Annotated in this window: 15 protein-coding genes, 1 tRNA gene and 3 pseudogenes; 12 read left to right on the top strand and 7 right to left on the bottom strand. The window is 75.1% G+C overall.

Annotation, left to right across the window (positions count from 1 at the left end):
- Positions 1-8: 8 nt before the first annotated feature.
- From OIM89_RS20995 to OIM89_RS20980, 4 genes and pseudogenes are all read right to left on the bottom strand, one after another.
- Positions 9-617: a single-stranded DNA-binding protein gene (locus OIM89_RS20995; RefSeq protein ID WP_191835073.1), complete on the bottom strand. Its 609-nt coding sequence runs from the start codon at positions 615-617 to the stop codon at positions 9-11.
- Positions 618-755: 138 nt separating this feature from the next.
- Positions 756-2624 carry a GTPase gene (locus OIM89_RS20990; protein ID WP_257204423.1) on the bottom strand — a complete coding sequence of 623 codons (1869 nt, stop codon included), beginning with the start codon at positions 2622-2624 and terminating at the stop codon, positions 756-758.
- 7 nt (positions 2625-2631) lie between these two features.
- The gene (locus OIM89_RS20985) at positions 2632-4260 is read right to left on the bottom strand and encodes a dynamin family protein (protein ID WP_151169475.1); all 1629 of its coding nucleotides are present in this window, start codon (positions 4258-4260) and stop codon (positions 2632-2634) included.
- A 442-nt stretch (positions 4261-4702) separates the two neighbouring features.
- A pseudogene (locus tag OIM89_RS20980) lies at positions 4703-5191 on the bottom strand (RNA-guided endonuclease InsQ/TnpB family protein); the annotation flags it as partial.
- A gap of 225 nt (positions 5192-5416) precedes the next feature.
- On the opposite strand from OIM89_RS20980, the pseudogene OIM89_RS20975 reads away from it, so the two are divergent.
- Positions 5417-5854 (top strand): annotated as a pseudogene (locus OIM89_RS20975) (Secreted glycosyl hydrolase); the annotation flags it as partial.
- Positions 5855-5919: 65 nt separating this feature from the next.
- Here OIM89_RS20975 and OIM89_RS20970 read toward each other — a convergent pair.
- Complete coding sequence (locus tag OIM89_RS20970; RefSeq protein WP_030699238.1) at positions 5920-6552, bottom strand: hypothetical protein; 633 nt, start codon at positions 6550-6552, stop codon at positions 5920-5922.
- A 307-nt stretch (positions 6553-6859) separates the two neighbouring features.
- On the opposite strand from OIM89_RS20970, the gene OIM89_RS20965 reads away from it, so the two are divergent.
- The 6 genes and pseudogenes from OIM89_RS20965 to OIM89_RS20940 form a co-directional block, all read left to right on the top strand.
- The gene (locus OIM89_RS20965) at positions 6860-8074 is read left to right on the top strand and encodes a CapA family protein (protein WP_264491518.1); all 1215 of its coding nucleotides are present in this window, start codon (positions 6860-6862) and stop codon (positions 8072-8074) included.
- 268 nt (positions 8075-8342) lie between these two features.
- Positions 8343-8415, top strand: a tRNA-Arg gene (locus tag OIM89_RS20960).
- Positions 8416-8502: 87 nt separating this feature from the next.
- Positions 8503-10308 (top strand): TerD family protein, encoded by a 1806-nt coding sequence (locus OIM89_RS20955; protein WP_264491517.1) that lies wholly within the window; start codon positions 8503-8505, stop codon positions 10306-10308.
- 113 nt (positions 10309-10421) lie between these two features.
- Positions 10422-11255, top strand: a complete 834-nt coding sequence (locus tag OIM89_RS20950) for a TrmH family RNA methyltransferase (RefSeq protein WP_030699235.1) — start codon at positions 10422-10424, stop codon at positions 11253-11255.
- An 11-nt stretch (positions 11256-11266) separates the two neighbouring features.
- A complete protein-coding gene (locus tag OIM89_RS20945) occupies positions 11267-11626 on the top strand; it encodes a hypothetical protein (RefSeq protein WP_030699234.1) in 360 nt (119 codons plus the stop codon).
- A 76-nt stretch (positions 11627-11702) separates the two neighbouring features.
- Positions 11703-11897: pseudogene (locus OIM89_RS20940) on the top strand (hypothetical protein); the annotation flags it as partial.
- Between the two features lie 37 nt (positions 11898-11934).
- Here the strand turns inward: OIM89_RS20940 and OIM89_RS20935 are convergent.
- Positions 11935-12813, bottom strand: a complete 879-nt coding sequence (locus tag OIM89_RS20935) for a helix-turn-helix domain-containing protein (RefSeq protein WP_195731011.1) — start codon at positions 12811-12813, stop codon at positions 11935-11937.
- Positions 12810-13700 (bottom strand): helix-turn-helix domain-containing protein, encoded by an 891-nt coding sequence (locus OIM89_RS20930; protein ID WP_030699231.1) that lies wholly within the window; start codon positions 13698-13700, stop codon positions 12810-12812. Before OIM89_RS20930 ends, OIM89_RS20935 begins: the two co-directional genes overlap by 4 nt.
- 331 nt (positions 13701-14031) lie before the next feature.
- Between OIM89_RS20930 and OIM89_RS20925 the strand changes: the two genes are divergently transcribed.
- The 5 genes from OIM89_RS20925 to OIM89_RS20905 all read left to right on the top strand — a co-directional run bounded on the left by OIM89_RS20925 (position 14032) and on the right by OIM89_RS20905 (position 22257).
- On the top strand, positions 14032-14439 hold the full coding sequence (locus OIM89_RS20925) for a peptidoglycan-binding domain-containing protein (protein ID WP_030699230.1): 408 nt from the start codon (positions 14032-14034) through the stop codon (positions 14437-14439).
- Positions 14440-14592: 153 nt separating this feature from the next.
- Entirely contained in the window at positions 14593-16146 is a 1554-nt protein-coding gene (locus OIM89_RS20920) for an alpha/beta hydrolase (protein ID WP_264491516.1), read from the top strand.
- A 290-nt stretch (positions 16147-16436) separates the two neighbouring features.
- Positions 16437-18581: a tetratricopeptide repeat protein gene (locus OIM89_RS20915; protein ID WP_030697291.1), complete on the top strand. Its 2145-nt coding sequence runs from the start codon at positions 16437-16439 to the stop codon at positions 18579-18581.
- 3 nt (positions 18582-18584) lie between these two features.
- Positions 18585-20357 carry a hypothetical protein gene (locus OIM89_RS20910; protein ID WP_047465157.1) on the top strand — a complete coding sequence of 591 codons (1773 nt, stop codon included), beginning with the start codon at positions 18585-18587 and terminating at the stop codon, positions 20355-20357.
- A gap of 142 nt (positions 20358-20499) precedes the next feature.
- Positions 20500-22257 carry an FUSC family protein gene (locus OIM89_RS20905; protein WP_047465154.1) on the top strand — a complete coding sequence of 586 codons (1758 nt, stop codon included), beginning with the start codon at positions 20500-20502 and terminating at the stop codon, positions 22255-22257.
- The last annotated feature ends 17 nt before the right edge of the window (positions 22258-22274 follow it).

The following is a 22274-nucleotide window of genomic DNA, read 5'->3' as shown; positions in this document are numbered from 1 at the left end:
CACCTGCCTCAAGACTCCCCCCGCCCAGGCGACACCCCCTCCGTCTCCGCCTCTCCTTCCGGCTCCCCGTCCACGACCTCAGCCCCCTCCCCGCCCTCGGCCTTCTCCCCACCAGCACCACCGCCCTCGCCCCCAGCTCCCCATTCGCCACCAGCCCCCACCCCGCTCACGCTCCAGTCCGGCTCCCCCGCCGCCCGCTGCGCCGCCGCGGCGGAACGGCTGTCCTCGGTGGCCGTCCCGCCCGGCCAGGTGCCGACGGGCTTGCGCACGCGGCGGAAGGCGGCCGTTCCCCGGGTGAGGTCGTGGCCGACCGAGGCGGCGTCGATCTCGGCGGTGGTCCACTGCTGGCCACCGCGCTCGGTCTCGCGGACGCGCAGGCGGCCCTGGACGATGACGGGCTCGCCGACGGTGACCGACGCCGTGACGTTGGAGGCCAGTTGCCGGGTGGTCCAGATGGTGAAGAAGCTGGTGGGCCCGTCGGTCCAGCTCTGCCGTTCGCGGTCCCAGCGGCGCGGGGTGGCCGCCATCCGGAAGCGGGCCATGGGGCCGTGCGCCGACTCGCGGTAGACCGGCGTGGTCGCCACGTTGCCGACCACGGTGACCATCGTCTCGTTCATCCTCGTCCACTCCCGCCAGGTGCGGAGGGAGGCCGCGCGGACCGCCCGCGCCGTCACCTGCCCACCGGTGCGCGGGACCGGTGTCCCGCGCACCGCCCACTCTGGCCGGGCCGCAAGGGGCCCGCCGGGACCTGTGGGTTACCGGCCGGTTGTGGACAACTCCGTCACCCGGACGTGCCTGCCGCCGGCGCGTCCCCGCGCGCCGTCCCCGCCGACCGGGTCGAGCACCCGCGCGTACTGTTCGCGCACCTCCCGGTACCGCAGCAGTTCCGCCGCGACCGGGTCGAGGACGCGGGCCCGTCCGCAACCGGCCGCCGCGTCCCGCAGGGCCCGTTCGGCGTCGGCCCCGTACCGGCGGGCGGGCCCCCGGGCGGCCAGCCTGCTGCCGTACTCGACGCAGGGGCCGCCGAGAATGCCCGCGACCATCAGCAGGACCGGCGGGAGGAGGTCGGGGGTGAACACGCCGAGCACCTGGCCGAGGAGCCAGATGCCGCCGACGACCTGGAGGAGGGTCATCGACACCTGGGCCAGCACCGCCACCGGCCACCAGCCGGGCCGGGGCGGGCGGGCCGGGGCCGGCTCGGGCGCGGTGAGGCCGTCCAGCGCCTCGGGCAGGCCGTCGGCGCCGCGCGCCGCGGCCTCCCGTACGGCGTCGGCCCAGGGGGTGGGGAGTCCCGAGGCGGCCTCGTCGGCGACGACGCGGACGGCCTGTTCGACGCGCTGGCGGGCGGCGGTCGCCTCGGCGCCGGGAGTGCCGCCGGGGGGCCGCTCGGCGGTCCCCGGCGTGCGGCGGGCCTCGTACCAGCGCCACAGGCGCAGCCACGGGGTGCCGCAGGCGCGGCCCGCGTTGCGGCGCCAGGCGCGTTCGGCGGTCTGGCCGGCTGCGGCGGCGCCGACGGCTTCGGCGAGGCGGTCGGCGAACTCCTCGCGGGCCTCCTCGCTGAGTCCGACCCGGCCGGTCGGCACGTAGGCGGGGCGCAGCCGGTCGGCGGCGGCGTCGAGGTCGGCGCCGATGCGGCGGGCGGCGGCGCGGCGTTCGGAGGTGAGCTGGCCGAGGCAGTCGCGGAGTTCGCCGACGCCCTCGCCGGTGAGGGCGGAGAGGGCGAGGACGGTGGCGCCGGGCTCGCCGTGCTCGCCGAGGGCGATGCCGTCCTCGTCGAGGAGGCGGCGCAGGTCGTCCAGGACCTGGTCGGCGGCGTCCTCGGGGAGCCGGTCGACCTGGTTGAGGACGACGAAGGTGACTTCGGCGTGCCCGGCCATCGGGCGCAGGTACCGCTCGTGGAGGAGGGCGTCGCCGTACTTCTCGGGGTCGACGACCCAGATCACGGCGTCCACGTGGGCGAGGACGCGGTCGACCTGGGCGCGGTGTTCGACGGCGGCCGAGTCGTGGTCGGGCAGGTCGATGAGGACCAGGCCGTCGAGAGGGCCGGGCCCGTCGGGGCCCTGGACGGGGCGGCGGCGCAGGCGGCCGGGGATCTCCAGGCGGTCGAGGAGTCCGGCGGCGCCGTCGGTCCAGCTGCACGCCAGGGCGGCGGAGGTGGTGGGGCGGCGGACGCCGGTGTCGGAGATGGTCACTCCGGCGAGGGTGTTGAAGAGCGTGGACTTGCCGCTTCCGGTGGCTCCGGCGAGGGCGACGACGGTGTGCCTGCGGGAGAGGCGGCGGCGGGCGGCCGCGTCGTCGAGAACCCGGCCGGCCTCGGCGAGGGTGGCGGCGTCGACGCGCGGCCGGGAGAGCCCGGTCAGTTCGCGCAGGGCGTCGAGGCGGGCCGTGAGGTCGTCGTCGGCGCCGTCCGGGCCGGAGGCGGGCGTGCCGGTGTGGGGTGCGGGGAGGAGGGGCACCACCGGCTGTCCGCCCGCGGTGGCGGAGGCGGCCGCGGCGCGGCGGGCGATGAGCCCGTCGTCCCAGGCCCCGGAGCCCGCGTCCGGCCCGGTCCCGGTGGTGCCCTCGCCCTCCCGCGCCTCCTCCGCTTCCCTGGTCTGCTGGGTGTGGTCGGTGGTGCTGGTCACCCTCGCGTCACCTCTCCTTCTGAAGGGCCGACAGGGCGGCGATGAGTTCGGCCTGCGGCTCGGGGTGGACCCCGAGGTTCTCGACGGCGGCCAGGCGCCGGTCGCGTTCGGCGTGCACGGCCCGGTCGAGGTACTCGTCGAGGAGGCGTCCGGCCCGGTCGCGCAGGCGGGTGGCGCCCTGGGCGCCGACGCGTTCGGCGAGTTCCTCGCCGGCCGCCCGGCCCCGGCGGCCGCCGAGCAGCACGGTGCCGAGGAGCCCGGCGACCGTCTCCGGTTCGGGGGCGGTGGCCCGTTCGTGGCCGCGCAGTTCGTCCTCGACGTACTCGTCCATGACGCGTCGCCAGCGCCGTACGGCCATGCCGAGGCGGTGCTCGGCGGCGGCGTGGTCGGGCGGGGCGGCGGCCAGCGGTTCGGCGCGGGCGGCGGGTTCGGCGCGCCACGCCTCGTCGACGGCGGCGTCTGCGGCGGTGACGGCGCACAGCACGAGGGAGACGAGGCCGTCGACGAGGGAGTCGAGGAGTTCGGTGCCGGTGCAGTCGAGGGGGAAGCTGCGCCAGCGGTTGACGGCGTCGCCGGTCAGGACCTCGCCGTCGTCGAGCCGGGCGCGCAGCCGGTCGTACTGGCCCGCGTACGCGTCCTCGACGGCGCCGGCGAGGCGCAGGGCGGCGGCGTACTGGGCGGCCACGGCGGAGGCGAGTTCGGGCATGCGGGCGCGGAGGGAGTCGAGGGCGCCTTCGGCGGTGCGGGAGACGGCGTGCCGGCGGGCGTCGGGGTCCTGGGCGCGGTGGGTGAGCCAGGCGCGGAGCGGGGCGACGGCGGTGGCGGGGAGGAGGCCGCCGCCGCCCGCGGATTCGGGGAGTTCGGGGACGGTGAAGCGGGGGACGTGGCCGAGTCCGGCCTTGGTGAGGAGGGCGGCGTAGTGCCGGGAGACCTCGGCGACGAGCTGGTGGGGGACCCGGTCGAGGACGCTGACGAGGGTGGCGTCGTGTTCCTTGGCGGTGCGCAGGAGGTGCCAGGGGACGGCGTCGGCGTAGCGGGCGGCGGTGGTGACCATGACCCAGATGTCGGCGGCGGTGATGAGTTCGGCGGCGAGCAGGCGGTTGCCGGTGACCAGGGAGTCGATGTCGGGGGCGTCGAGGAGGGCGAGGCCGCGGGGCAGGGTCGGGGCGGTCTCGACGCGCAGGACGGGGGTGTCCGTGCGGCCGGTGTCGTCGTCCTCGTCCAGGTCGGGGCCGGGGCGGCCGCCGTGGTGCCGGGTGGGGTGCGGGATGCGGGCGAGGCCGGGCAGGACGCGGCCGGTGCCGAACCAGTGGTGGTCGTCGGGGTGGCAGACGAGGACCGGGGTGCGGGTGGTGGGGCGCAGCACGCCCGCTTCGCTGACCTGCCGTCCGACCAGGGAGTTGACCAGGGTGGACTTGCCCGCGCCGGTGGAGCCGCCGATGACCGCGAGGAGGGGCGCCTCGGGGGCGCGGAGGCGGGGCAGCAGGTAGTCGTCGAGCTGGGCGAGGAGTTCGTCGCGGTTGACGCGGGCTCGGGGGGCGCCGGGCACGGGTAGCGGGAAGCGCGCGGCGGCGACGCGGTCGCGCAGGGCGGAGAGAGCGTCCAGGAGCTGAGGCCGTACGTCCAAGGTCACCACAAGCGAAGAATGCCCAATTTTGGCGCTGTTTTGAAGCGTATGCGGCTTTTCTGCGTGGCTGTCGCCCGGGAGGCGGGACCAGGGGGCCGGTGAGGTATTAACTCGCGCCAGCTCTGTAGACCGGCGCACCGGCGCACACGTCTCTGTAATTCTCCGATGGCCGAACGCAAGAACCGAGCACCGGCACAGGTGGTGGGGGCCGAGCGGCCCCGCCCGGCAAGGCCCGGCGCGCCCCCGCTCTGCACGAAGGAACCACCCGAGCCACCCTCGGGCGCACCCGCGTCCGAGGCCCCGCGGAGAGGAACACCCCCTGCTGAAGCCCGCCAGCCCCAGACCCCCGGCCTCCCCCGGCCGTCTCCCGAGACCAGGCCGGAGGACGGCGCCCGCCCTGGACACCGCCTCCCTGCTGCTCCTCGGCCTGCCCGCTCTGCCCGCCTCGGCGGCCGGCGGCCGTACCGGCGGCCGGCGGCCGTACCGTTGGGTCCTCGACCAGCAGGGACACGTACCAGCGTCCCGCCGCGTCCTGCGACACGGTCACCGTCGACGGCTGCGCGCCCTCGGGGAGCGGGCGGGACCACACGATGTCCAGCGGCTCCGCCATCTTCGCCGAAGTCAGCTTCCCACCCCGGAACCGGAACGCGCTGGTGGTGTACTCAGCCGACTTCGGCGACCTCTTCCGCGACTTGAACCGCGGACACTTCGCCCGCTTGCCGAAGAAGTTCGTGAACGCCGTCTGGAGGTGCCGCAGAGCCTGTTGCAGCGGGACGGCGGAGACCTCGTTGAGGTAGGCCAGCTCCTCGGTCTTCTTCCAGACGGTCAGCATCGCCGACGTCTGGATGTAGTTCACCCGCTCCTGCCGCGCCCACGCCTCCGTACGCGCGGCAAGAGACAGGTGGTGAACCTTCCGCGCACAACCGAACGTGCGCGACAGCTCAGCCGCCTGCGCATCGGACGGCTAGAAGGGGTACTTGAAAGCCCGCCTCACCGGGGTGGCCTGCACGACGCACACAGTAACGCGCCGGCTCGTGACGAAACGCCGGCGGTTGGAGGATGCGAACCAGTCCGCCCTGGCGGCGAACCGACATTTCCCGCCCTGCTCCGCGAGCTTCGTTCCCTCCCACGGCTGAGACCGGGGTGTCCACGAAGGAGAGCCGCGATGAGCGGCTTCGGGACCGAACCGACCACCATCGAGAACGTCTCCCTGGTCCGCACCGGCGGCCACTTCTGGGGCTCGCAGACCTTCCCCGGCAACTGACTCTTCTCCGCCTCGAAGGTCTTCCAGGGCATCCGGACCAACAACGCCGACATCGTCGACCCCATGTACAGCGGCATCATGTTCCAGACCAACGACGTCGGCGGACAGCCCCAGTTCCCCATCAAGGACACCGTCCTCAGCGACATCTCGATCACCGGCGCGAAGAAGTCCGGTGACGCCTTCGACGCCACGTCCGGCTTCGGCCTCTGAGCCAACGAAATGCCGGAGACGGGGCAGGGCCCGGCCGTCGGCGAGGTCACGATCCACGGCCTCACCATGAACGGCAACCACCACGTGAAGAACGACACCAGCACGTTCACGATCGACATCAACCCGTAGCCGACCGCCCCCTCGGACAGCGCCGGGCCCGCGCCCCCTCGGGGAGCGCGGGCCCGGCCGCGTGCTCAGGAGTTCGCGAACTTCCAGATGAACGGTTCGGCGTCGCTGTCGGCCGCCCACTGGACGGTCAGCTCCTTCGCCCCCTCCGGCACCATGTAGGTGTCGCAGAGGACGTGGCTCTCGCCGGCCTTCCAGTCCTTGACGTCGGTGCTCTTCTCGCAGCCGGAGGCGTCGTCGGCGGCACCGATCAGGATCGTGCCGCGCTGCCCGTCCGCGTAGACCTCGATCTCGCGGCCGACGTCCGGGTAGTCCGCGACCGGGCCGCCGTCCTTCACGGTGAACTCGACGTGCGCCACCGCCGGCACCAGCCCCGCCGCCTTCTTCGGGTCCGAGACCAGCTTCTCGGTGTCCTCGGCCGTACCGACGTCGACCTTCTGCGCGACGATCTCGTACGTGACCTTGGTGCCGTCCTCGTCGAACTCGCTGGTGGCCTTCTCCCCGGCCGCCAGCTCGCCGCCGCCCTTCTCCTCCTCGGGCTGCTCCTCGGCCTTCTCCTTGTCCTGCTCCTTGGAGACGGACCCGCCCTTGTCGGTGGTGGCGGCGCCGTCCCCCTCGTCGGACCCGCCGCACCCGGTGAGGGCCAGCGTCAGCACACCGGCCGAGGCGGCCGCGCGCAGCCACAGCTTCTTCTTCGACACGTACAACTCCCTGATAAGCACACCCCGACCCCCCACACACACCGAGTGACGAGGAGTGAACGTACAGCCAGCACACCCTAGGCGGGCGTGCGCGCCGATATGTCCGGACCGAGCGGAACGGGCACCACTCCTCGACCGAATCCCCCCGCCAGGAAGGGTTGGCCCGGAACGGGCGCACCCCCGGCCGCCCCGCCTCCCGGGTGACTCCGCTGCTCCGTTGTGCCGAGACACCGGCGCTCTGCGCATGGCGCACTGTCGGATCATCACATAAATGGAGGTAATGCCTTCTACCCCCACGGAGCAGGCCATGCCCTCGCCCCACCGCCGGACGCTCCCGCGCCGCACCGCCGCCCTCGCCACGGCGCTCACCCTCGGCGCCCTGGCCGCGGGCTGCGCCGAGCCCGGACCGCCCGCGCCCCGGCCGGGCGCCGCCGCTCCCCCGGCACCCGCGCCCGGGCGGTTCACCCTGGTCGCGACCGGCGACATCCTCGCCCACGACGCGGTGATCCGGCAGGCCGCCGCCGACGCCTCCGGCGTGCCCGACCGGGACGCGGGACCGGACCCCTTCGCACCGGAGAACGACGGACGGTACGACTTCGCCCCGATGCTCGCGGGCGCCCGCGCCGTCACAGACGGCGCCGACCTGGCCGTCTGCCACCTGGAGACCATCGTCGGCGAGGACTACGGGCCGTTCACCGGCTACCCCCTGTTCAAGACGCCCCCGCACATCGCCCGCGCGATCCGCAGCACCGGCTACGACACCTGCTCCACCGCCTCCAACCACGCGATGGACGACGGCGAGGAAGGCGTCCGCAGAACCCTCGACGCCCTCGACCGTGCCGACGTCGCCCACACCGGCACCGCCCGCGCCCCCGAGGACCGCGTCCGCCCCCTCCTGCTGCGCGCCGGGGACGCCCGCGTCGCCCACCTCTCCTACGTCCACTGGACCAACAAGGAGGTCCCGCCCGGCAAGCCCTTCCTCGTCGACCAGCTCGACCCGGAGCAGGTCGTCGCCGACGCCCGGGCCGCCCGCGCCGCCGGCGCCGACGTGGTGATCGCCAGCGTCCACTGGGGCACCGAGTGGCAGGAGGCCCCCGACCGGCAGCAACGCGAGGTCGCCCAGCAGCTCACCGCCTCCCGCAGCCAGGGCCGCCGCGACATCGACCTCATCCTCGGCACCCACGCCCACGTCCCCCAGGCGTACGAGAAGGTCAACGGCACCTGGGTCGTCTACGGCATGGGCGACCAGGTCGCGGGCGAGATGACCGACCCGCGCGGCCAGCTCGGCTCAGCCGCCCGCTTCACCTTCACCGCACCCCGCACAGCCGGCGCCGCCTGGCAGGTGACCTCGGCCGAGTACATCCCCCACCGCATGGCCAACGACCCGCTCCGCCTGGTCAACCTCCCCCGCGCCACCGAACGGCCCGCCCCCGCCCCCGAGGACACCGCCGCCCTGGCCGCCGTCCGCAAGGCCGTACTCAGCCGGGGCGCGGAGCAGGACGGCCTGCGGATGGGACGCTGACACCCCCGGCCACCGCTCCCGATCGCCCCCGTATGACAGGAAAGGTCAGATCTCCAGGTGTCGCAGGTATAACGAGTGCACAACACCCGCCGCACAAGGCGCCAAAAGAACTGCGCGATCGGCACTCACCTGCGATTATCGCTGTGCTTCACCGAACCTCCACATCATGCCACGCGCGTGAAGCAACCGGGCCAGCCCGACCGGAGCCCTATCCTTGTCCCCGGCCGCAGCCCCCGGACCACCCGGTACCGCCGGGCACACCGCACCGGCCCCCGTAGCTCAGTGGATAGAGCAGGCGCCTTCTAAGCGCTTGGCCGCAGGTTCGAGTCCTGCCGGGGGCGCACAGCTTGCTCCACACGCCCCTCCTGTCCAGGAGGGGCTTCTCGTTCCTCAGAGGCTGTTCGGCATACCGGTGGGAGGAGCGCCTCATGGGCGACTACGCGCGCGACTGGGCACTCGTCGATGTGGAGACCTCCGGGCTCATCGCCCGCCGCGACCGGGTGCTGTCCGTCGCGGTGGTGACGGTCGGTCCGGACGGTGAGCGGACCGGGGAGTTCTCCACCCTGCTGAACCCCGGGTGCGACCCGGGCCCGGTGGACATCCACGGACTGACCACCGAGCGGCTGCTCGGCGCCCCGACCTTCGACCTAGTGGCCGAGGAGATGGCGGCGATGCTCCAGGGCCGGGTCCTGGTCGCCCACAACGCCCAGTTCGACTACGACTTCCTCGCCTACGAGTTCGCGCGGGCACGCAGGTGGCTGCCGGTGTCGCAGCGGCTCTGCACGCTGGCGCTGAGCCGCCAGGTGGACCCGCCGACGGAGGACCTGAAGCTGGGGACGCTCGCCGCCCACTACGGCGTACCGCAGCGGCGGGCACACGACGCGCTGGACGACACGCGGGTGCTCGCCGGGGTCCTGCGGGCGTCGCTGCGCGAGGCCGAGCGGCTGGCTCTGCCGTTGCCGCTGGTGACCTGTCCTCCCCGGGCGGAGTCCCAGTTCACCCCGAAGCCGCCCAAGACGCCGTGCGCCTACCGCAACCCCGGCCGGCTGACACCCGGCGGGCCGCTCCGGCAGGGGATGAAGATCGCTGTCAGCGGTGAGACCACCCTGGCCCGGGCGGAGCTGACCGGCCGGGGAGTCGCGGCCGGGCTGAACATGATGACCTGCGTCAGCCACCGCACCAGCGTCCTGGTCACCAACGAACCGGCATCCGACTCGACGAAGGTACGCAGGGCCGACGCCGAAGGCGTTCCCGTGATCGACGAGGACACCTTCCTGAAGCTGCTCGGCGACGTGCGGGCCGGGACGTCGCACCAGGCCCCCGCGCCGAGGCCGTCCGCGTCCGCGCTCCCCGTACCGGCACCCCGCCGTCCGGAGCCGGTGGCTGCCGGTGGGCCGCTCGCCGGGCAGCGGGTACTCGTCCTGGGCGGACCACACGCCGAGGCGGCCGCCGCCCGTACGCGCGTCGTCGAGCGGGGTGGCTCCGCCGCCGTCAACCTGTCGCGCAGCGTCACCGCCGTCGTGGTCCTGGCCGGCGGTGAGCGCGACCGCCGCATGCGGCGCGTCGTGGAGCTGGGGATACCCGTGCGCGACGCGCAGTGGCTCGGCGAGCCCACCGGCACCGGCGCCCTTGCAGCCCTGACCGCCGTGCGGCCGGCCGAGGAGCCGGCGACAGCCGTGCGCTCCCGGACTCCCCTCGTCCTGCCCCGTGGCGGCGTCGTGGATCTGCCCGCGCCGCCCTCCGGCACGCCCGCGCCCACCTGCCACGTCACCGCCGCCTGGGAGCAGCCGGTCCACGGCGAGGTCGATGTCGTCGCCTTCGTGCTCGACGAGGACGAACAGGTCGCCTTCGACGAGGACTTCGTGTTCTACGGCGCTCCCGAGAACCCGGCCGGCACGGTCCGCCTCCTCACCGGCAGCCCCGCCGAACAGACCATCGCCGTCGACCTTGCCTCGCTGCCGCCGTCCGCGCACAAGGTGGTCGTCGCGGCCGCCGTCGACGGGGACCTGGCCTTCGGTGACGTCGGCGCGGTCCAGGTGGCCCTCGCCCCTGGCGGCAGCGCCGCCGCCCCGTCGGCGCGGGCCACCCTCGACGCCGCGACCAGCGAACGCACCCTGCTCCTCGCCGAGCTGTACCGCCGGGGCCCCGTCTGGCGCTTCCGCGCGGTCGGGCAGGGGTACGACCACGGCCTCGCCGCTCTCGCCCGGGGGTACGGGGTCGACGTCGCCGATTGAGCGCTCACCGTGTGCGGAGCGCGGGCGGGGCCCGGGTACGCTTTCGGATTCGCTGGTGCGCCTTCCGCGGAGGTCGGGTTCGCATCCTCGTTGTCGATCATGTGGGAGGGCGGATGCCGTCGGTGCAGCGGGTCACGTCGCGGAATGCCCGGTTCCAGCAGTGGGAGGCCCTGCTCGGGAACCGGAAGAAGCGGAATCAGCTGCGGGAGTTTCTCGTGCAGGGGGTGCGGCCGATCTCGTTGGCCGTGGAGTACGGGTGGCGGGTGCGGGCGTTGTTGTACGACGACAGCCGGAAGCTGTCGGGGTGGGCGCGGGAGCTGCTGGGGGCGGCCGAGGGTGAGCGGGTGGCGCTGGCGCCGGAGTTGATGGCGGAGCTCGGGGAGAAGAGTGGCGGCGCGCCCGAGGTCGTGGCCGTGGTGGAGGTGCCGGCGGACGATCTGGAGCGGATCGAGGCGGGGCCGGAGTTTCTGGGGGTGCTGTTCGACCGGCCGACCAGTCCGGGGAACATCGGGAGCATCATCCGGTCGGCGGACGCGTTCGGGGCGCACGGGATGATCGTGTCCGGGCATGCCGCCGACGTGTACGACCCGAAGAGCGTGCGGGCGACGACCGGGTCGCTGTTCTCCCTGCCGACCGTGCGGGTGCCCTCGCCCGCCGAGGTGATGGCGTGGGTGGAGCGGCGGCGGGCGGCGGGGCTGCCGCTGGTGCTGGTGGCGACCGACGAGAAGGGGGACGCGGACGTCTACGACTTCGACTTCACCCAGCCGGTGCTGCTGCTGGTGGGGAACGAGACCTCGGGTCTGGCGGGGTCGTGGCGGGAACTGTGCGACGTCACGGTGAGCATTCCGATGGCGGGTGCGGCGAGTTCGCTGAACGCGGCCAACGCGGCGACCGCGGTGCTCTACGAGGCGTCCCGGCAGCGGGCCGCCGCCCGGCGGGCCGATTAGACTCGGGTTTCATGTCGAAGACTGACGCACTGCTCGTTGACCTCGCCACGCTGGTGGAGTCCGGGCGCAGCAACCAGATGTCTCTGACGGTGGTCACGGGGGGCACCGTCATCACGGGCCGGCTGGCTCCGGAGGCCGTGTGGCGCGAACGCGTCTCGGAGGTCCTGGCGGACTCGGCGCAGCTGGGCGCGTTCGCCGCCGTCTTCACCGAGGAGCGGCCCGCGGACGGCCCGCCCCGGCACCTGCACTTCCACGTGGCGCGGATTCTCCAGGGCACGGTGGGCATCCCCGAGACCGGCGGAATGTACCGCGTGGCGATCGAGGATGTCAGCGCGTGGACCGTGGGCGACTTCAGTTACTCCGACAACTGACCCGGAGTCCGTCCTTCCAGGCTCGCCAGCAGTGCCAGCGGGGTGGCGCCCGCCCATGCCTGAGGGCTGCGGGCGTGCCCTCGGCGAGCAGCGCACCCGCCACCCCGGCTGCCGGGCCTTCGTCTTCGTCAAGGCCTCCACCGGCATCGGCGCCGGTGTCGTGGTCGACGGCGCCCCGGCCGGGCCGGGCGGCCGGGGGCTGGTGGTGGCGGCGGACGCCGAGACGCACGCGCTGCTGATGGCGATGATCAAGGAGCCCGTCACGCGGTAGTCCGGCAGCGGGGCGGCCGGCCCGCCGACCGCGCGCGTCACCGCCCGAAGCAGTGCCGCTCCCCGCTGCCCGCCCGGACGAGGCAGGCCGTCATCCCCTCGGGGCCGCCCGCGAGCATCGGGGTGGGCAGGTAGTTCTGCGCGTCGAACTTGTCGGCGACCTCGGCGGACTGGCTCTCCTCGTCCGGCCCGGTGATCTCGATGCGGTCACCGATCGCGCCGAACCGGACGCGCACCCAACTGGCCCGGCACGAGGGGCTGTACCGGAGTTCGACCACCGTCTGCCTGCCGAACTCCCGCTCCGCCACCGTCCGCATCCCGCTGCCCTTGAGCCCGCAGCCCTGCGACTGGGAGTCCTTGCCCCGGCACCGCTCGCCCACGCAGCCGGGCCAGAGCCCGGAGTCCTCCGGCTCCTCCCCGGCCCCGCCGAGCAACAGCGCGCCGGCCACCATGGCGGCGGTCGCCAGCGCCCCGGCCCCGGCGAGGGCGACCTTGCGGCGGCGGAAGAAGGGGACGGGCGCGGGCTCGGCCGGGGGTGCGTGGGGCCGCCCGGCGTCCGGGGTGCCGGCGGCGGGCGGCTCCTCGCCCGTGGCGGGCCCGGTCTCCTGGCTCGGCTCCGCAGGCGCGGGCGGAGTGGGCGGCGCGGAAGGCTCGGGACGGGACGGCGGGTGGCGCCGGGAGAGTTCGGCCAGTTCGCGCAGGGCCAGCAGGCGGGCAGGCGGTTCACCGGCGAGGGCGCACAGCTCGGTGACGAGTTCCGGCGGCGGGATCTGGGTGCCGCCGAGGTAGCGCTGCCAGGAGGACTTGCTGGCGGTGGTGCGGGCGGCCAGCCCGGCGAGGCTCAGCCCGGTGGTGGCGCGCAGTCCGGCCAGTTCGCGGGCGAGGTGGGCGCATTCCAGGGGGAGTTCGCCGCTCATCGCCGCAGCGCTTCCCAGGTGTGCGGGCCCATGATCCCGTCGACGACGAGACCTTCCTTGTCCTGGAGCCGCTTGACGGCCCGTTCGGTGGCGGCCCCGTAGGCGCCGTCGATTCCGCCGATGCGGTACCCGCGGTGTTCCAGCAGGCACTGCGCCTCGACCACGTCCCAGGTGGTCGATATCTGCTGGAGCAGGGCGTCCTCGGTGTCGCTGTGCCCGGCGTAGAGGCGGCCCTGGAAGCGGTGGATGTCGCAGTCGTAGGTGCGGTCGGGCTTGAAGGCGAACTCCTCGGCGGCGACCCGGCGGTGCTCCTCCTCACCGGCCCCGGCCGAGCCCCGCCCGGGCAGGACCAGCGTGAGGACGACGGTCAGGACGGCCGCCACGACGACCAGGGCGCCACCGGCGGCCAGCAGGGTACGCCGGGCCGGACGCGCCCGGGCGGGCTCGGCCGGGTCGGCCGGCTCGCCGATGAGAACGGGCGGTACGGAGGCGGGGGTGTCCGGCTCCGCCGGAGTGGGGGCGACAGCAGCAGCTTCGGGGGCGGCCGGCTCGGAGGCGGGCTCCTCCGGCTCCGGCGCGGCACCGGACGTACCCGGTACGGCGGTGTCCTTCGGCTGCGGGCCCGGCCAGGTCTGGGCGGCGAGGGCGTGCAGGGCGAGCATGCGGTCGGGGTCGGCGCCCGCGAGGGCGGCCAGTTCGGTGACGGCGTCGGCCGGCGGGAGCTTGCGGCCGTTGAGATACCGCTCCCAGGAAGAACGGCTGTAACTCGTCCTCGCGGCCAGGGCCGTGAAACTGAGCCCGGTGGCGTCCTTGAGCCTCCGCAGCCGGTCCACCAGCCGTCCGGCCTGCGGATCGAGGTGCTCCGGAAGTACCTTCCACGGCGCCATGCGCTACGTCCTCCCCCACTCGCCCCGGCTCCAGTGGCCCCCAGCGTGCTCCGCCGGGCGGGAAAACTCCCTGGTCAGAGCCTGGGACGACCCAGAATACCGCCAAGTCGCCGGGCCGGGTGGCGGTGATCGGCCACCCCTCGCCAAGCTGAGGGCCGTCACGCAGCGCCGCCCGGCGCTCCCGAGAACTCCTCGGGCCGCGCCCCGGGTGTGCCGCGCGGACCGCACCACCGGCGCCCGCCGGGCCGGCACGGGGGACCGGCCCGGAGGGCGCGGCGGTGGCTTCCGACGGGCCGGGGCGGCCGCCCCGGCCGGACGACAGGGGGATCTCATGCGCAGCCGTCCGTACACCCGCTCCGTCGGCGCCGGGGTGGTCGCCGCCGCCGCTCTGGCCCTGCTCCCGGCCACCCCGGCCACCGCAGCACCGGCGCCCGCCGCGCCCACCGCCGACACCTGCCGCGGCGTCAGCACCGTCGGCCTCTACTGCGGTTACAGCACCAGCAACGCCTTCGCCCAGCGCGGCAGCAAGGGCGCCCACGTCAAGGAGGTCCAGGCGCTCATCAACGAGACCACCATCTGGCCGAAGCAGACCGGCAAGCGGCTGGCCGTCGACGGGGACTTCGGCCCGTCCACCGAGTCGGCCGTCTTCTGGTTCCAGTGGTACTACGGCAGCGAAGCCCTCTCGGACGGCATGGTCGGCCCGAAGACCTGGGAGATGCTGCGCTACGGCAAGCGCTGAGACGGTGGACGTACCGGGCCCCCGGTTCCGCCCGGGGGCCCTCGCCGCGTCGCCACCCGGTCGGCCCAGGCCCGGGGCGCGTCGCCCGGGCCCGCGCGTGGTGATGCCTATCGTCGGGCGGGCTGGGCTTGGCTCTCTCCGGGTGGAGGTGCGGTGGGCGGCGCGCGGTCGCGGGGCGTGCGGATGGTGGCCGGGGTGGTACTCGCCGGCCTCCTGGCAGCCGCCTGCGCCGATGGTGACGTACGGCCGCAGGCTGCGGCCACCGGGACCCCGCCCCGGACCGGCGCGCTGACCTGGGGTACGTGCCCGGAACCGAGCGAGGCCGAGGCGCAGGTCTGGGGCGCTGCCGAGCACCGGCCCGCGTACGCCCGCCACGCGGCCCGGCTGCGCTGCGGCACCCTCACGGTGCCCGTCGACTGGACGGCCCCTCGGGGGCGGCGCCTGGAACTGGCGGTGACGGTCCTCCCCTCCACCGGCGACGGCCCCGCCGAACCCCTCGCCCTGAATCCGGGCGGCCCCGGCGTCTCCGGCCGCCTGATGCCGATCGGCCTCGCCTCCGGCGGCGCCCGCGCCCTCCTGGACCGCTACGACCTGGTCGGCCTCGACGTACGCGGCACCGGCCGCTCCCACCCCGCCACCTGCCCCGCCGCCGATTCCCTGGACCCCGGCCCCCAGCCCGCCGCCCCCACCCACCGCACCGCCCGCGCCTACTGGAACCGCCTCGCCCAGGCCCACGCCACCTGCGCGGAAGCCGACCCGGCCCTGCTCGCCTCCCTGACCACCGCCAACGCCGCCCACGACCTGGACGCCCTGCGCCGCGCCCTGCGCGCCCCCCGCCTCCACTACTACGGCGTCTCCTGGGGCACCAGCCTCGGCGCCACGTACCGCACCCTGTTCCCCACCCACTCCGGCCGCATGCTCCTGGAGTCGGTGATCTCCCCCGACCCGGACCTACGCGGCCTCCTGGACGGAGTGACCCGCGCCCGCGAACAACGCTTCGAACGCTTCACCACCTGGCTGGCGGACCGCTCGGGCCGCTACGGGCTGGGCACCACCGCCGACGGGGTACGGACCCGTCTGCTGGGCCTGCGCGAGCGACTGACGACACGTCCGCTGCGCACCTCCGGCGGGACGTACGGGCGGGTGGAGGCCGACCAGTACCTGGACGCCGAACCGGCCGACCGGGCGGGGGCCGGGGCCGCATTGGCGGCCCTGGCGCGGGGCCGGGCCCCGGCAGGGGGCGGCGACGGGAAACCCCGAGCCGCCACACCGCCCCTGGTGGCCCCCTTCGCAGGCACCGCACTTCTCTGCTCCCAGGTGACCCACGCCGCCTCCTTCACCGAACAGTGGACGGCCTACGGCGAACGCCGCACCGCCTACCCGGCACTGGGCGCGACCCGCCCGATGTTCCCGGGGAGCGGCGAGATCCCGGGGACCAGCACGTGCGCGGGCCTGCCCGCTCCCGAGCGGCCGCCGGTGGAACCGGGCCGGGCGGGCGGGCCCTTGCTGCTGGTGGCCCATCGGGACGAGGTGATCACACCGTTGCCGTGGGCTCGGGCGATGCGGGCGCGGACTGGGGGGTCGTTGTTGGTGGTGCGGGATGGGGAGCACGGGGGGATGGCTGGTGGGGGGTGCGCGGGGCGGGTCGTGGGGTTCTTTGCGGGGGTGGAGGGGGCCAGTGGCAGGGGTGGGGAGTGCGAGCCGTGAGGGGGCGGGGGCGGAGCTGAGGGAGGCCGGGATGAGTTGACCCCGCGGGCGCGGGGAGCACTCCTTGACCTGCGGCTTTACCCGCAGCCTCCACCCATTCCTGCAAGCTTGCCAGATTGCGGCCTATCGCAGGAAAGGCCCATATCGACCTCCTGGTTGCCTCGGCCACGCCCATCCTCCCCCAGACCCCACACCAACGCCCCCCCAATCCCCCAACCCCCACAACTCCCCACCCCCGTCCCCTAGGCTGATCCGCAGCGGCAAACCGGTCTACGGGGAGGGGTTCTGTGGTGGACGGGGACGACGCGGGGGCGGGTGCGGGGGTGTGGAACAGCGTGTCGGGTGGGACCGTGTTCGGGCCCGTGGTGCAGGCGCAGCGGATCGACTCGCTGAACGTCGAGGCTCCGCCGCAGGTATGGCCGCCGCGCCAACTGCCGCCTCCGCTGCCGGGGTTCGTGAACCGGACCAAGGAGCGGCGGACCTTGCGGGAGCTGGCCGAGGCGGCTGTGGGGCAAGGGGTGCGGACGGTGGTGGTGACGGGGTTGGGCGGGGTCGGGAAGACGCAGTTGATCGCGCATTGCGTGCGTAACGACCTGGGCGCCTTCTTTCCTGACGGGCAGGTGTACGTGGACCTCGCCGACGTGCGGCGGGACGGTGCCGTGGATGTGGCGGGGGTGCTCGGGGACTGGCTGCACGCCTTCGGGGTGCCGTACGGGCATCAGCCGGCCGGGCTCGGGGGCCGCGCCGATCTGTTCCGTACGGTCACCACGGGCAAGCGGGTGCTGGTGGTGGTCGACAACGTGCGGCAGGCGCCGGAGATCCGGGCGCTGACCCCCGGGGACGGGCTGCTGGTGGCGACGAGCCGTACCATGCTGCCCGCGTTGCGGATGGACGGCGCGGTGCAGCTGGTCGTCGATCCGCTGGACGAGCGGGAGGCGATCGGCATCGTCCGGGGCTGGCCGGTGGCGCAGGGCGACGGGCCGGCCGCCGCCGAACTGGTGCGGCGGTGCGGCGGGTTGCCGCTGGCGTTGCGGGCGGTCGGCGAGTGGCTGGTGGAGCGGCCCCAGCTGGGACTGGACGACGCGGTGCGCTCGCTGGCGACGAGGCCCGGCGGGCCGTGGGGCGAGACGGCGCGCGGTACGGCGGGGGCGGGTTCGGCCGATGAGGGAACGGTGGACGTGATGGAGCGGGTCTTCGACTCGGTGCTGCGGCAGATGCCCGAGCACACGCGGGCCCTGTACCGCTTCCTGGGCGCACTGCCCGGCGCCACCTTCCCGGCCGCGCTCCCCCGCGCGGCCGGACTCCCCCGGGCCGACGCGGCCCTCGGAGACCTGATGACCAGCCACCTCGTCGTCGCGGTCGGGCCCGGGCGGGACGGCGCGGCTCCGGCCGGTCCGCCGCACCGGTTCCGGATGCACGATCTGGCCCGGGCGCACGCTGCCACGGAGGCGGCGGCGCTGCCCGAGGAGGCGGCCCTGTCCCTGCTCCGTACGGTCACCGACTTCTACGCCGAGGCGGTGGCACACGCCGACCGGTCGATCGGCGGCCGCTTCCGTCTCCAGGGGCCGCCTGCCCGTTCGCTGTCCGAACTCGGCTTCGCCGAGGGGGCGTTCAGCGGTGAGGGGCAGGGGCTCGACTGGCTCGACGCGGAGCGCGGCAACATCCTCGCGGTGCTGCGGGCCGCCGCCCGCGAGGGGCTGCACGACGCGGTGTGGCGGATCTGCGAGTCGCTGTGGCCGCTCTTCCACGAGCGGGCCCGGTACGCGGACTCCCTGGAGGCGCACCCGCTGGGCATCGAGGCGGCCCGCTGGGAGAACCGGCCCGACGCCGAGATCCGCATGCACAACCAGCTGGCCCGCGCCCACGCCGCCCTCGGCGACCTGGACCGGGCGGCGGAGGAACTGCGCGCCGGGGAACCCCTGCTGGCGCTGACCGAGGACCCCCGGCTGCGCGGCATGCTGGCGGAGACCGGCGGCCTGGTGGCGCTCGCCCAGGGCCGTACGGCCGACGCCCGCGACCGGTTCTCCGCGTCGCTCGCCGCCAACACCGAGCGCGGGGACCAGCACGGCATCGTCGTGCAGAGCTACCACCTGGCCGACGCGGTACGGGCCTCGGGCGACCACGCCGAGGCGCGTCGCCTGCTCACCGCGGCGCTGGGGCTGGCCCGGGAGACCGGAGACCTGGCGATGATCCCCAAGTTGACCCTGCTGACGGCGCGGGTGCACGCGGACGCGGGCGAGGTGGCCGAGGCGGTCGCCGCCGCCACGGACGCGGCCGAGCAGGCCGGTGAGCAGGGGCTGACCTCCAAGATCCGGGAGGCGCTGGAGCTGCTGCTGGGGCTCGCCCGGCGTTCCGGGGACACCGTGCTGGCCGAGAGCTGCGAGCGCCGCCTCGCCGAGCTGCGGGGGCCGGGCGACCGGGCCGGAGGTGCGTGATCCGTGGAGTTCCGCCTGCCCTGGCCGACCCGGGCGCGCCGTTCCGGGCGCCCGCTGGCCGGCCGGGAGCGCCGGCCGGGCCGTGACCGCTGGGACACCTGGGAGGCGCCCCGGGCCCACGTCCTGTGCGTGGCGCGGACGCTGACCTCGGCGACCCGGCTGCTGGACGTACTGCCGCTGCTGCGCCGCGAGGACGGCATCGAGACGTACTACACCGTCAACCCCGGGTCGGCCTTCGCGGAGGGGCTGCCCGCCTACTTCACCTCGCTCGGGGTCGGTGACCGTCTGCTGAGCTGGGAGGAGGCGACCCGGCGGCCCTTCGACCTGGCGGTGGCGTGCACCGTCAACAACTCGATGCGGCAGCTCGACGCGCCGCTGGTGGTGCTGCCGCACGGCGCCGGGTACAACCGGCTGGTCACCGAGACCACCGGGGACGCCTCGGCGCCCGCCGGACTCTCCCGCCGGGAACTGACCTGGCGCGGCAAGGTGGTCCCGGCCGCGATCGGGGTCTCCCACTCGGAGCAGCTGGGACGGCTCGCCGGGAGCTGCCCGGAGGCGGTGGAGCGGGCGGCGGTCGTGGGCGACATCTGCCTGGACCGCATCCGCCGCAGCCTGCCGCTGCGCGACCGCTACCGGGCGCTGCTCGGCGCGGTCGACGGCCGCCGCCTGGTGGTCCTCCACTCCACCTGGTCCAGCCACTCCCTGCTCGGCACCCACCCGGAACTGCCGCTGGAGCTGGTCACCTCGCTGCCCGTGGACGAGTACGCGGTCGCCGCCGTCCTGCACCCCAACGTCTGGGCCCGGCACAGCCGGCGCGGGGTGCTGGAGCGGCTGGAGCGGGCGATGGACGCCGGGCTGCTGGTGATCCCGCCCGAGGAGGGGTGGCGGGCGGCGGTCGTCGCCGGGGACTGGGTGGTCGGGGACCACGGCAGCACCTCGCTGTACTCGGCCGCCCTCGACCGGACGGTGCTGCTCGCCGCGACCGGCCTGGACGAGCTGGACGCCGCCTCGCCCACCGCCGGCTTCGCCCGCCGCGCGCCGCGCCTGGACGTCGCCGGGGACCTGTACGCCCAGCTGCTGCGGGCCGATGCCGAGCACGACCCGGAGCTGCTGGCTCCGGTGGTCGACAGCCAGTGGGAGGCGCCGGACAAGTCGACGGTGCTGACCCAGGACCTGCTGTACGGCCTGCTCGCCGACGCCGGGGTGGGGGCGCCGGCCGCGACGCCCGAGCCGGAACCGGTCCCCGACCCGAAACCGCTGGCCCACCGGGCACCGACCGCCTTCGACGTGACCGGCCGGGTCGGCGCGGACGGAGCCGTGGAGATACAGCGGCATCCGCTCGCCCCGCGCCACGCCGTCGAGCCGCGCGGGTTCTACGCGGTGACCGACGAGGAGACTCATCCGCTCTGGCCGCAGAGCGCCGACGTACTGGCCCGGACCCTGGTGGACGCGGCGACACCGCCGACCGTCTGGGCCGAGGAGGCGTTCCGGCGGCTGCCGGGCCTGAGCGTGGTCGGCGCCGCCCTCGACACCGACCGCTGCCTGGTGCGGGTGCGGGACGGCCGGGTGTGGGAGGCCCAGGCCGACCGGCCCTGGGGCGCTGCCCGCGCGCGGCTCGACCCGGTCCTGGTGGCCTGCGCCGTGCACGTGGCGGCGAGCTCGGACGCGGGCACGGCCGGGGGTACGGAGCTGGGGGAGCCCCTGGTGATCCGTACGGGACGGCATCTGTGCCGGGTCTCGTTCCGGGTGGCGCCCGGGGACCCCGGGGAAAGGTGAGCCCCGGAGCTGTTCAGGCGGCTGACATCCGTGGGCAACGCGTTCGGCATCTGTTGCATCTATCCTTGTATGCAACGTCCTCCGGCCGCTGCTGCCCGGAGGTGGAGAGGAAAGGGCCGGCCGAACGCACAGGAGGACGTGGATGAGCGAGCCCACAGCCCTGCGAGCCCGTGCGGGGACGCTGCGCGGGGTGGTGCCCGGGTGGCTCGGGCGCTCGCTGCGCGCCGCCCGCGCGCCCTTCCCGCGCGCCGCCGCCGTGCGGGGTGCGCTCGCGGTCTCGGTGCCGTTGATGGTGGGGCTGCTGACCGGGCACCCGGTGGCGGGCGTCGTCGTGGGGCTCGGCGGACTGTGGGCGGTGGGACAGGACAGCGCCGCCCCCTACAAGGCGCGGGCCCTGCGGATCGCGGCGCTCGGCGGCTCGGCGGCGGCCGGGCTGCTGGCCGGCGCGACGGCGCTCCGGTACGGCGACGCGGTGGTGATCGCGGCGCTGCTGGCGGTGGCGGGGCTGGTGTCGGGGTGGGTGAGCGTCGGCGGGCCGCTCGCCTCGGTGGCCGGGATGCACCTGCTGCTGGGGGCGACCGTCGGCACCGGCATCCCCGTGCCCGGCCCGTGGTGGGCGGGGCCGCTGGAGCTGCTGGGCGGCGCCCTGTTCGCCCTCACGCTGACCTGCCTGCCCTGGCTCTGGCGACGCCACAGCCCGGAGCGGGAGGCGGTCATCGCCGTCTTCGACGCGGCCGAGCGGGCCCTGTCGCGGGCCGGCACCCCGGGGGCGACCGAGGCGCGGGCGCGGATGACGCTGGCCCTCAACACCGCCCAGGACCTGCTGGCCGTGCACAGCTCCCGCAAGCACGCCGAGCGGGAGACCCCCATCGGCGGGCTGATCACGGCCTTCCGGGCGGCGGTGCAGCTGGTCGAGGCGGCCACCGCGCTCATGGTCGAGGGCCGCCCGCTGCCCCCGGCGGTGGTCCGGGTGCCCTCGCTGCTGGCCGCCCGGGTGGTTCCGCCGGTACGCGCCGGACGCCCGGCACCGGAGCCGGCCGGCCACGCCCCTGAGCCGGACCGGGAGCCGGAGCCGCCGTTCACCGCCGACACCCCGGGGCTGCGCGCGCTGGCCGAGGTGTACCGGGCACCGGGCCGCTCGCTGACCCTGCTGCCCGACCCGCCCGCCTACGCCGGGCCACGTCTCGCCGACCGGTTGCGGTTCGCCCTGCTGCTGGGCGGCTGCACGCTGGCGGCGGCGGTCGTGGCGTACCTGCTGCACGGCCCGCGCGGCTACTGGCTGCCGATGACCGTGGCCTTCCTCTACAAGCCGGATCTCGGCCCGGTCTTCGGGCGGGCCCTCAACCGCTGCCTCGGCACGGTGGCCGGGGTGGGCATGGTCGCGGTGGTGGCGTGGCTGGTCACCGACCAGTGGGCGCTGATCCTGGTCGCCGCCGTGTTCGGCGCGGTGATGGCGGCGGGCGTGCGCTACCACTACGCCCTCTCCACCTTCGGCCTGACCGTGATCGTCTTCGTCTTCATCGACTTCCTCGGCGACGACCGGCAGCTCCTGCCCTCCCGGGTCCTGGAGACAGTGATCGCCGCCGCCCTGGTCCTCACCGCGCACTTCCTCACCCGCCCCGACTCCTGGCGGGTGCGGGCCGAGCTGCGCGTCGCCGCCGCCGACCGCGCCTGGCGCCGCTACGACCGGCGCGCCCCGGCCGCCTCCCCCGACGAGCGCCACCAGCTCCGCCGCACCGCCTACCGCCGCCTCGCCGAGGCCCGCCAGGCCCTGGACACGGCAGGCGCCGAACCCCACCGGGACCCCGACCGCTTCCCGGTCCTGGAACGCCGGGTGGCCCGCGCCGAGCAGGGCTGCGACGCGATCACGGCGTACGTGGTGGCGGGCGGGCGACGCTGAGGCGAGGCCCGGCCGGG

This window comes from Streptomyces sp. BI87 (assembly GCF_025957665.1).
GTDB lineage: Bacteria > Actinomycetota > Actinomycetes > Streptomycetales > Streptomycetaceae > Streptomyces > Streptomyces albidoflavus.
Note: the sequence above shows the minus strand (reverse complement) of the source record. Positions and strands in the feature narration are given on the sequence as shown.

What these genes read in the sequence shown, in the direction of transcription:
- OIM89_RS20945 (WP_030699234.1), top strand. Translation starts at nt 11,267, where the DNA reads ATGTCGAAGACTGACGCACTGCTCGTTGACCTCGCCACGCTGGTGGAG.
- OIM89_RS20950 (WP_030699235.1), top strand. Translation starts at nt 10,422, where the DNA reads ATGCCGTCGGTGCAGCGGGTCACGTCGCGGAATGCCCGGTTCCAGCAG.
- OIM89_RS20930 (WP_030699231.1), bottom strand. Translation starts at nt 13,700, where the DNA reads ATGGCGCCGTGGAAGGTACTTCCGGAGCACCTCGATCCGCAGGCCGGA.
- OIM89_RS20995 (WP_191835073.1), bottom strand. Translation starts at nt 617, where the DNA reads ATGAACGAGACGATGGTCACCGTGGTCGGCAACGTGGCGACCACGCCG.
- OIM89_RS20965 (WP_264491518.1), top strand. Translation starts at nt 6,860, where the DNA reads ATGCCCTCGCCCCACCGCCGGACGCTCCCGCGCCGCACCGCCGCCCTC.
- OIM89_RS20925 (WP_030699230.1), top strand. Translation starts at nt 14,032, where the DNA reads ATGCGCAGCCGTCCGTACACCCGCTCCGTCGGCGCCGGGGTGGTCGCC.
- OIM89_RS20935 (WP_195731011.1), bottom strand. Translation starts at nt 12,813, where the DNA reads ATGAGCGGCGAACTCCCCCTGGAATGCGCCCACCTCGCCCGCGAACTG.
- OIM89_RS20955 (WP_264491517.1), top strand. Translation starts at nt 8,503, where the DNA reads ATGGGCGACTACGCGCGCGACTGGGCACTCGTCGATGTGGAGACCTCC.
- OIM89_RS20905 (WP_047465154.1), top strand. Translation starts at nt 20,500, where the DNA reads ATGAGCGAGCCCACAGCCCTGCGAGCCCGTGCGGGGACGCTGCGCGGG.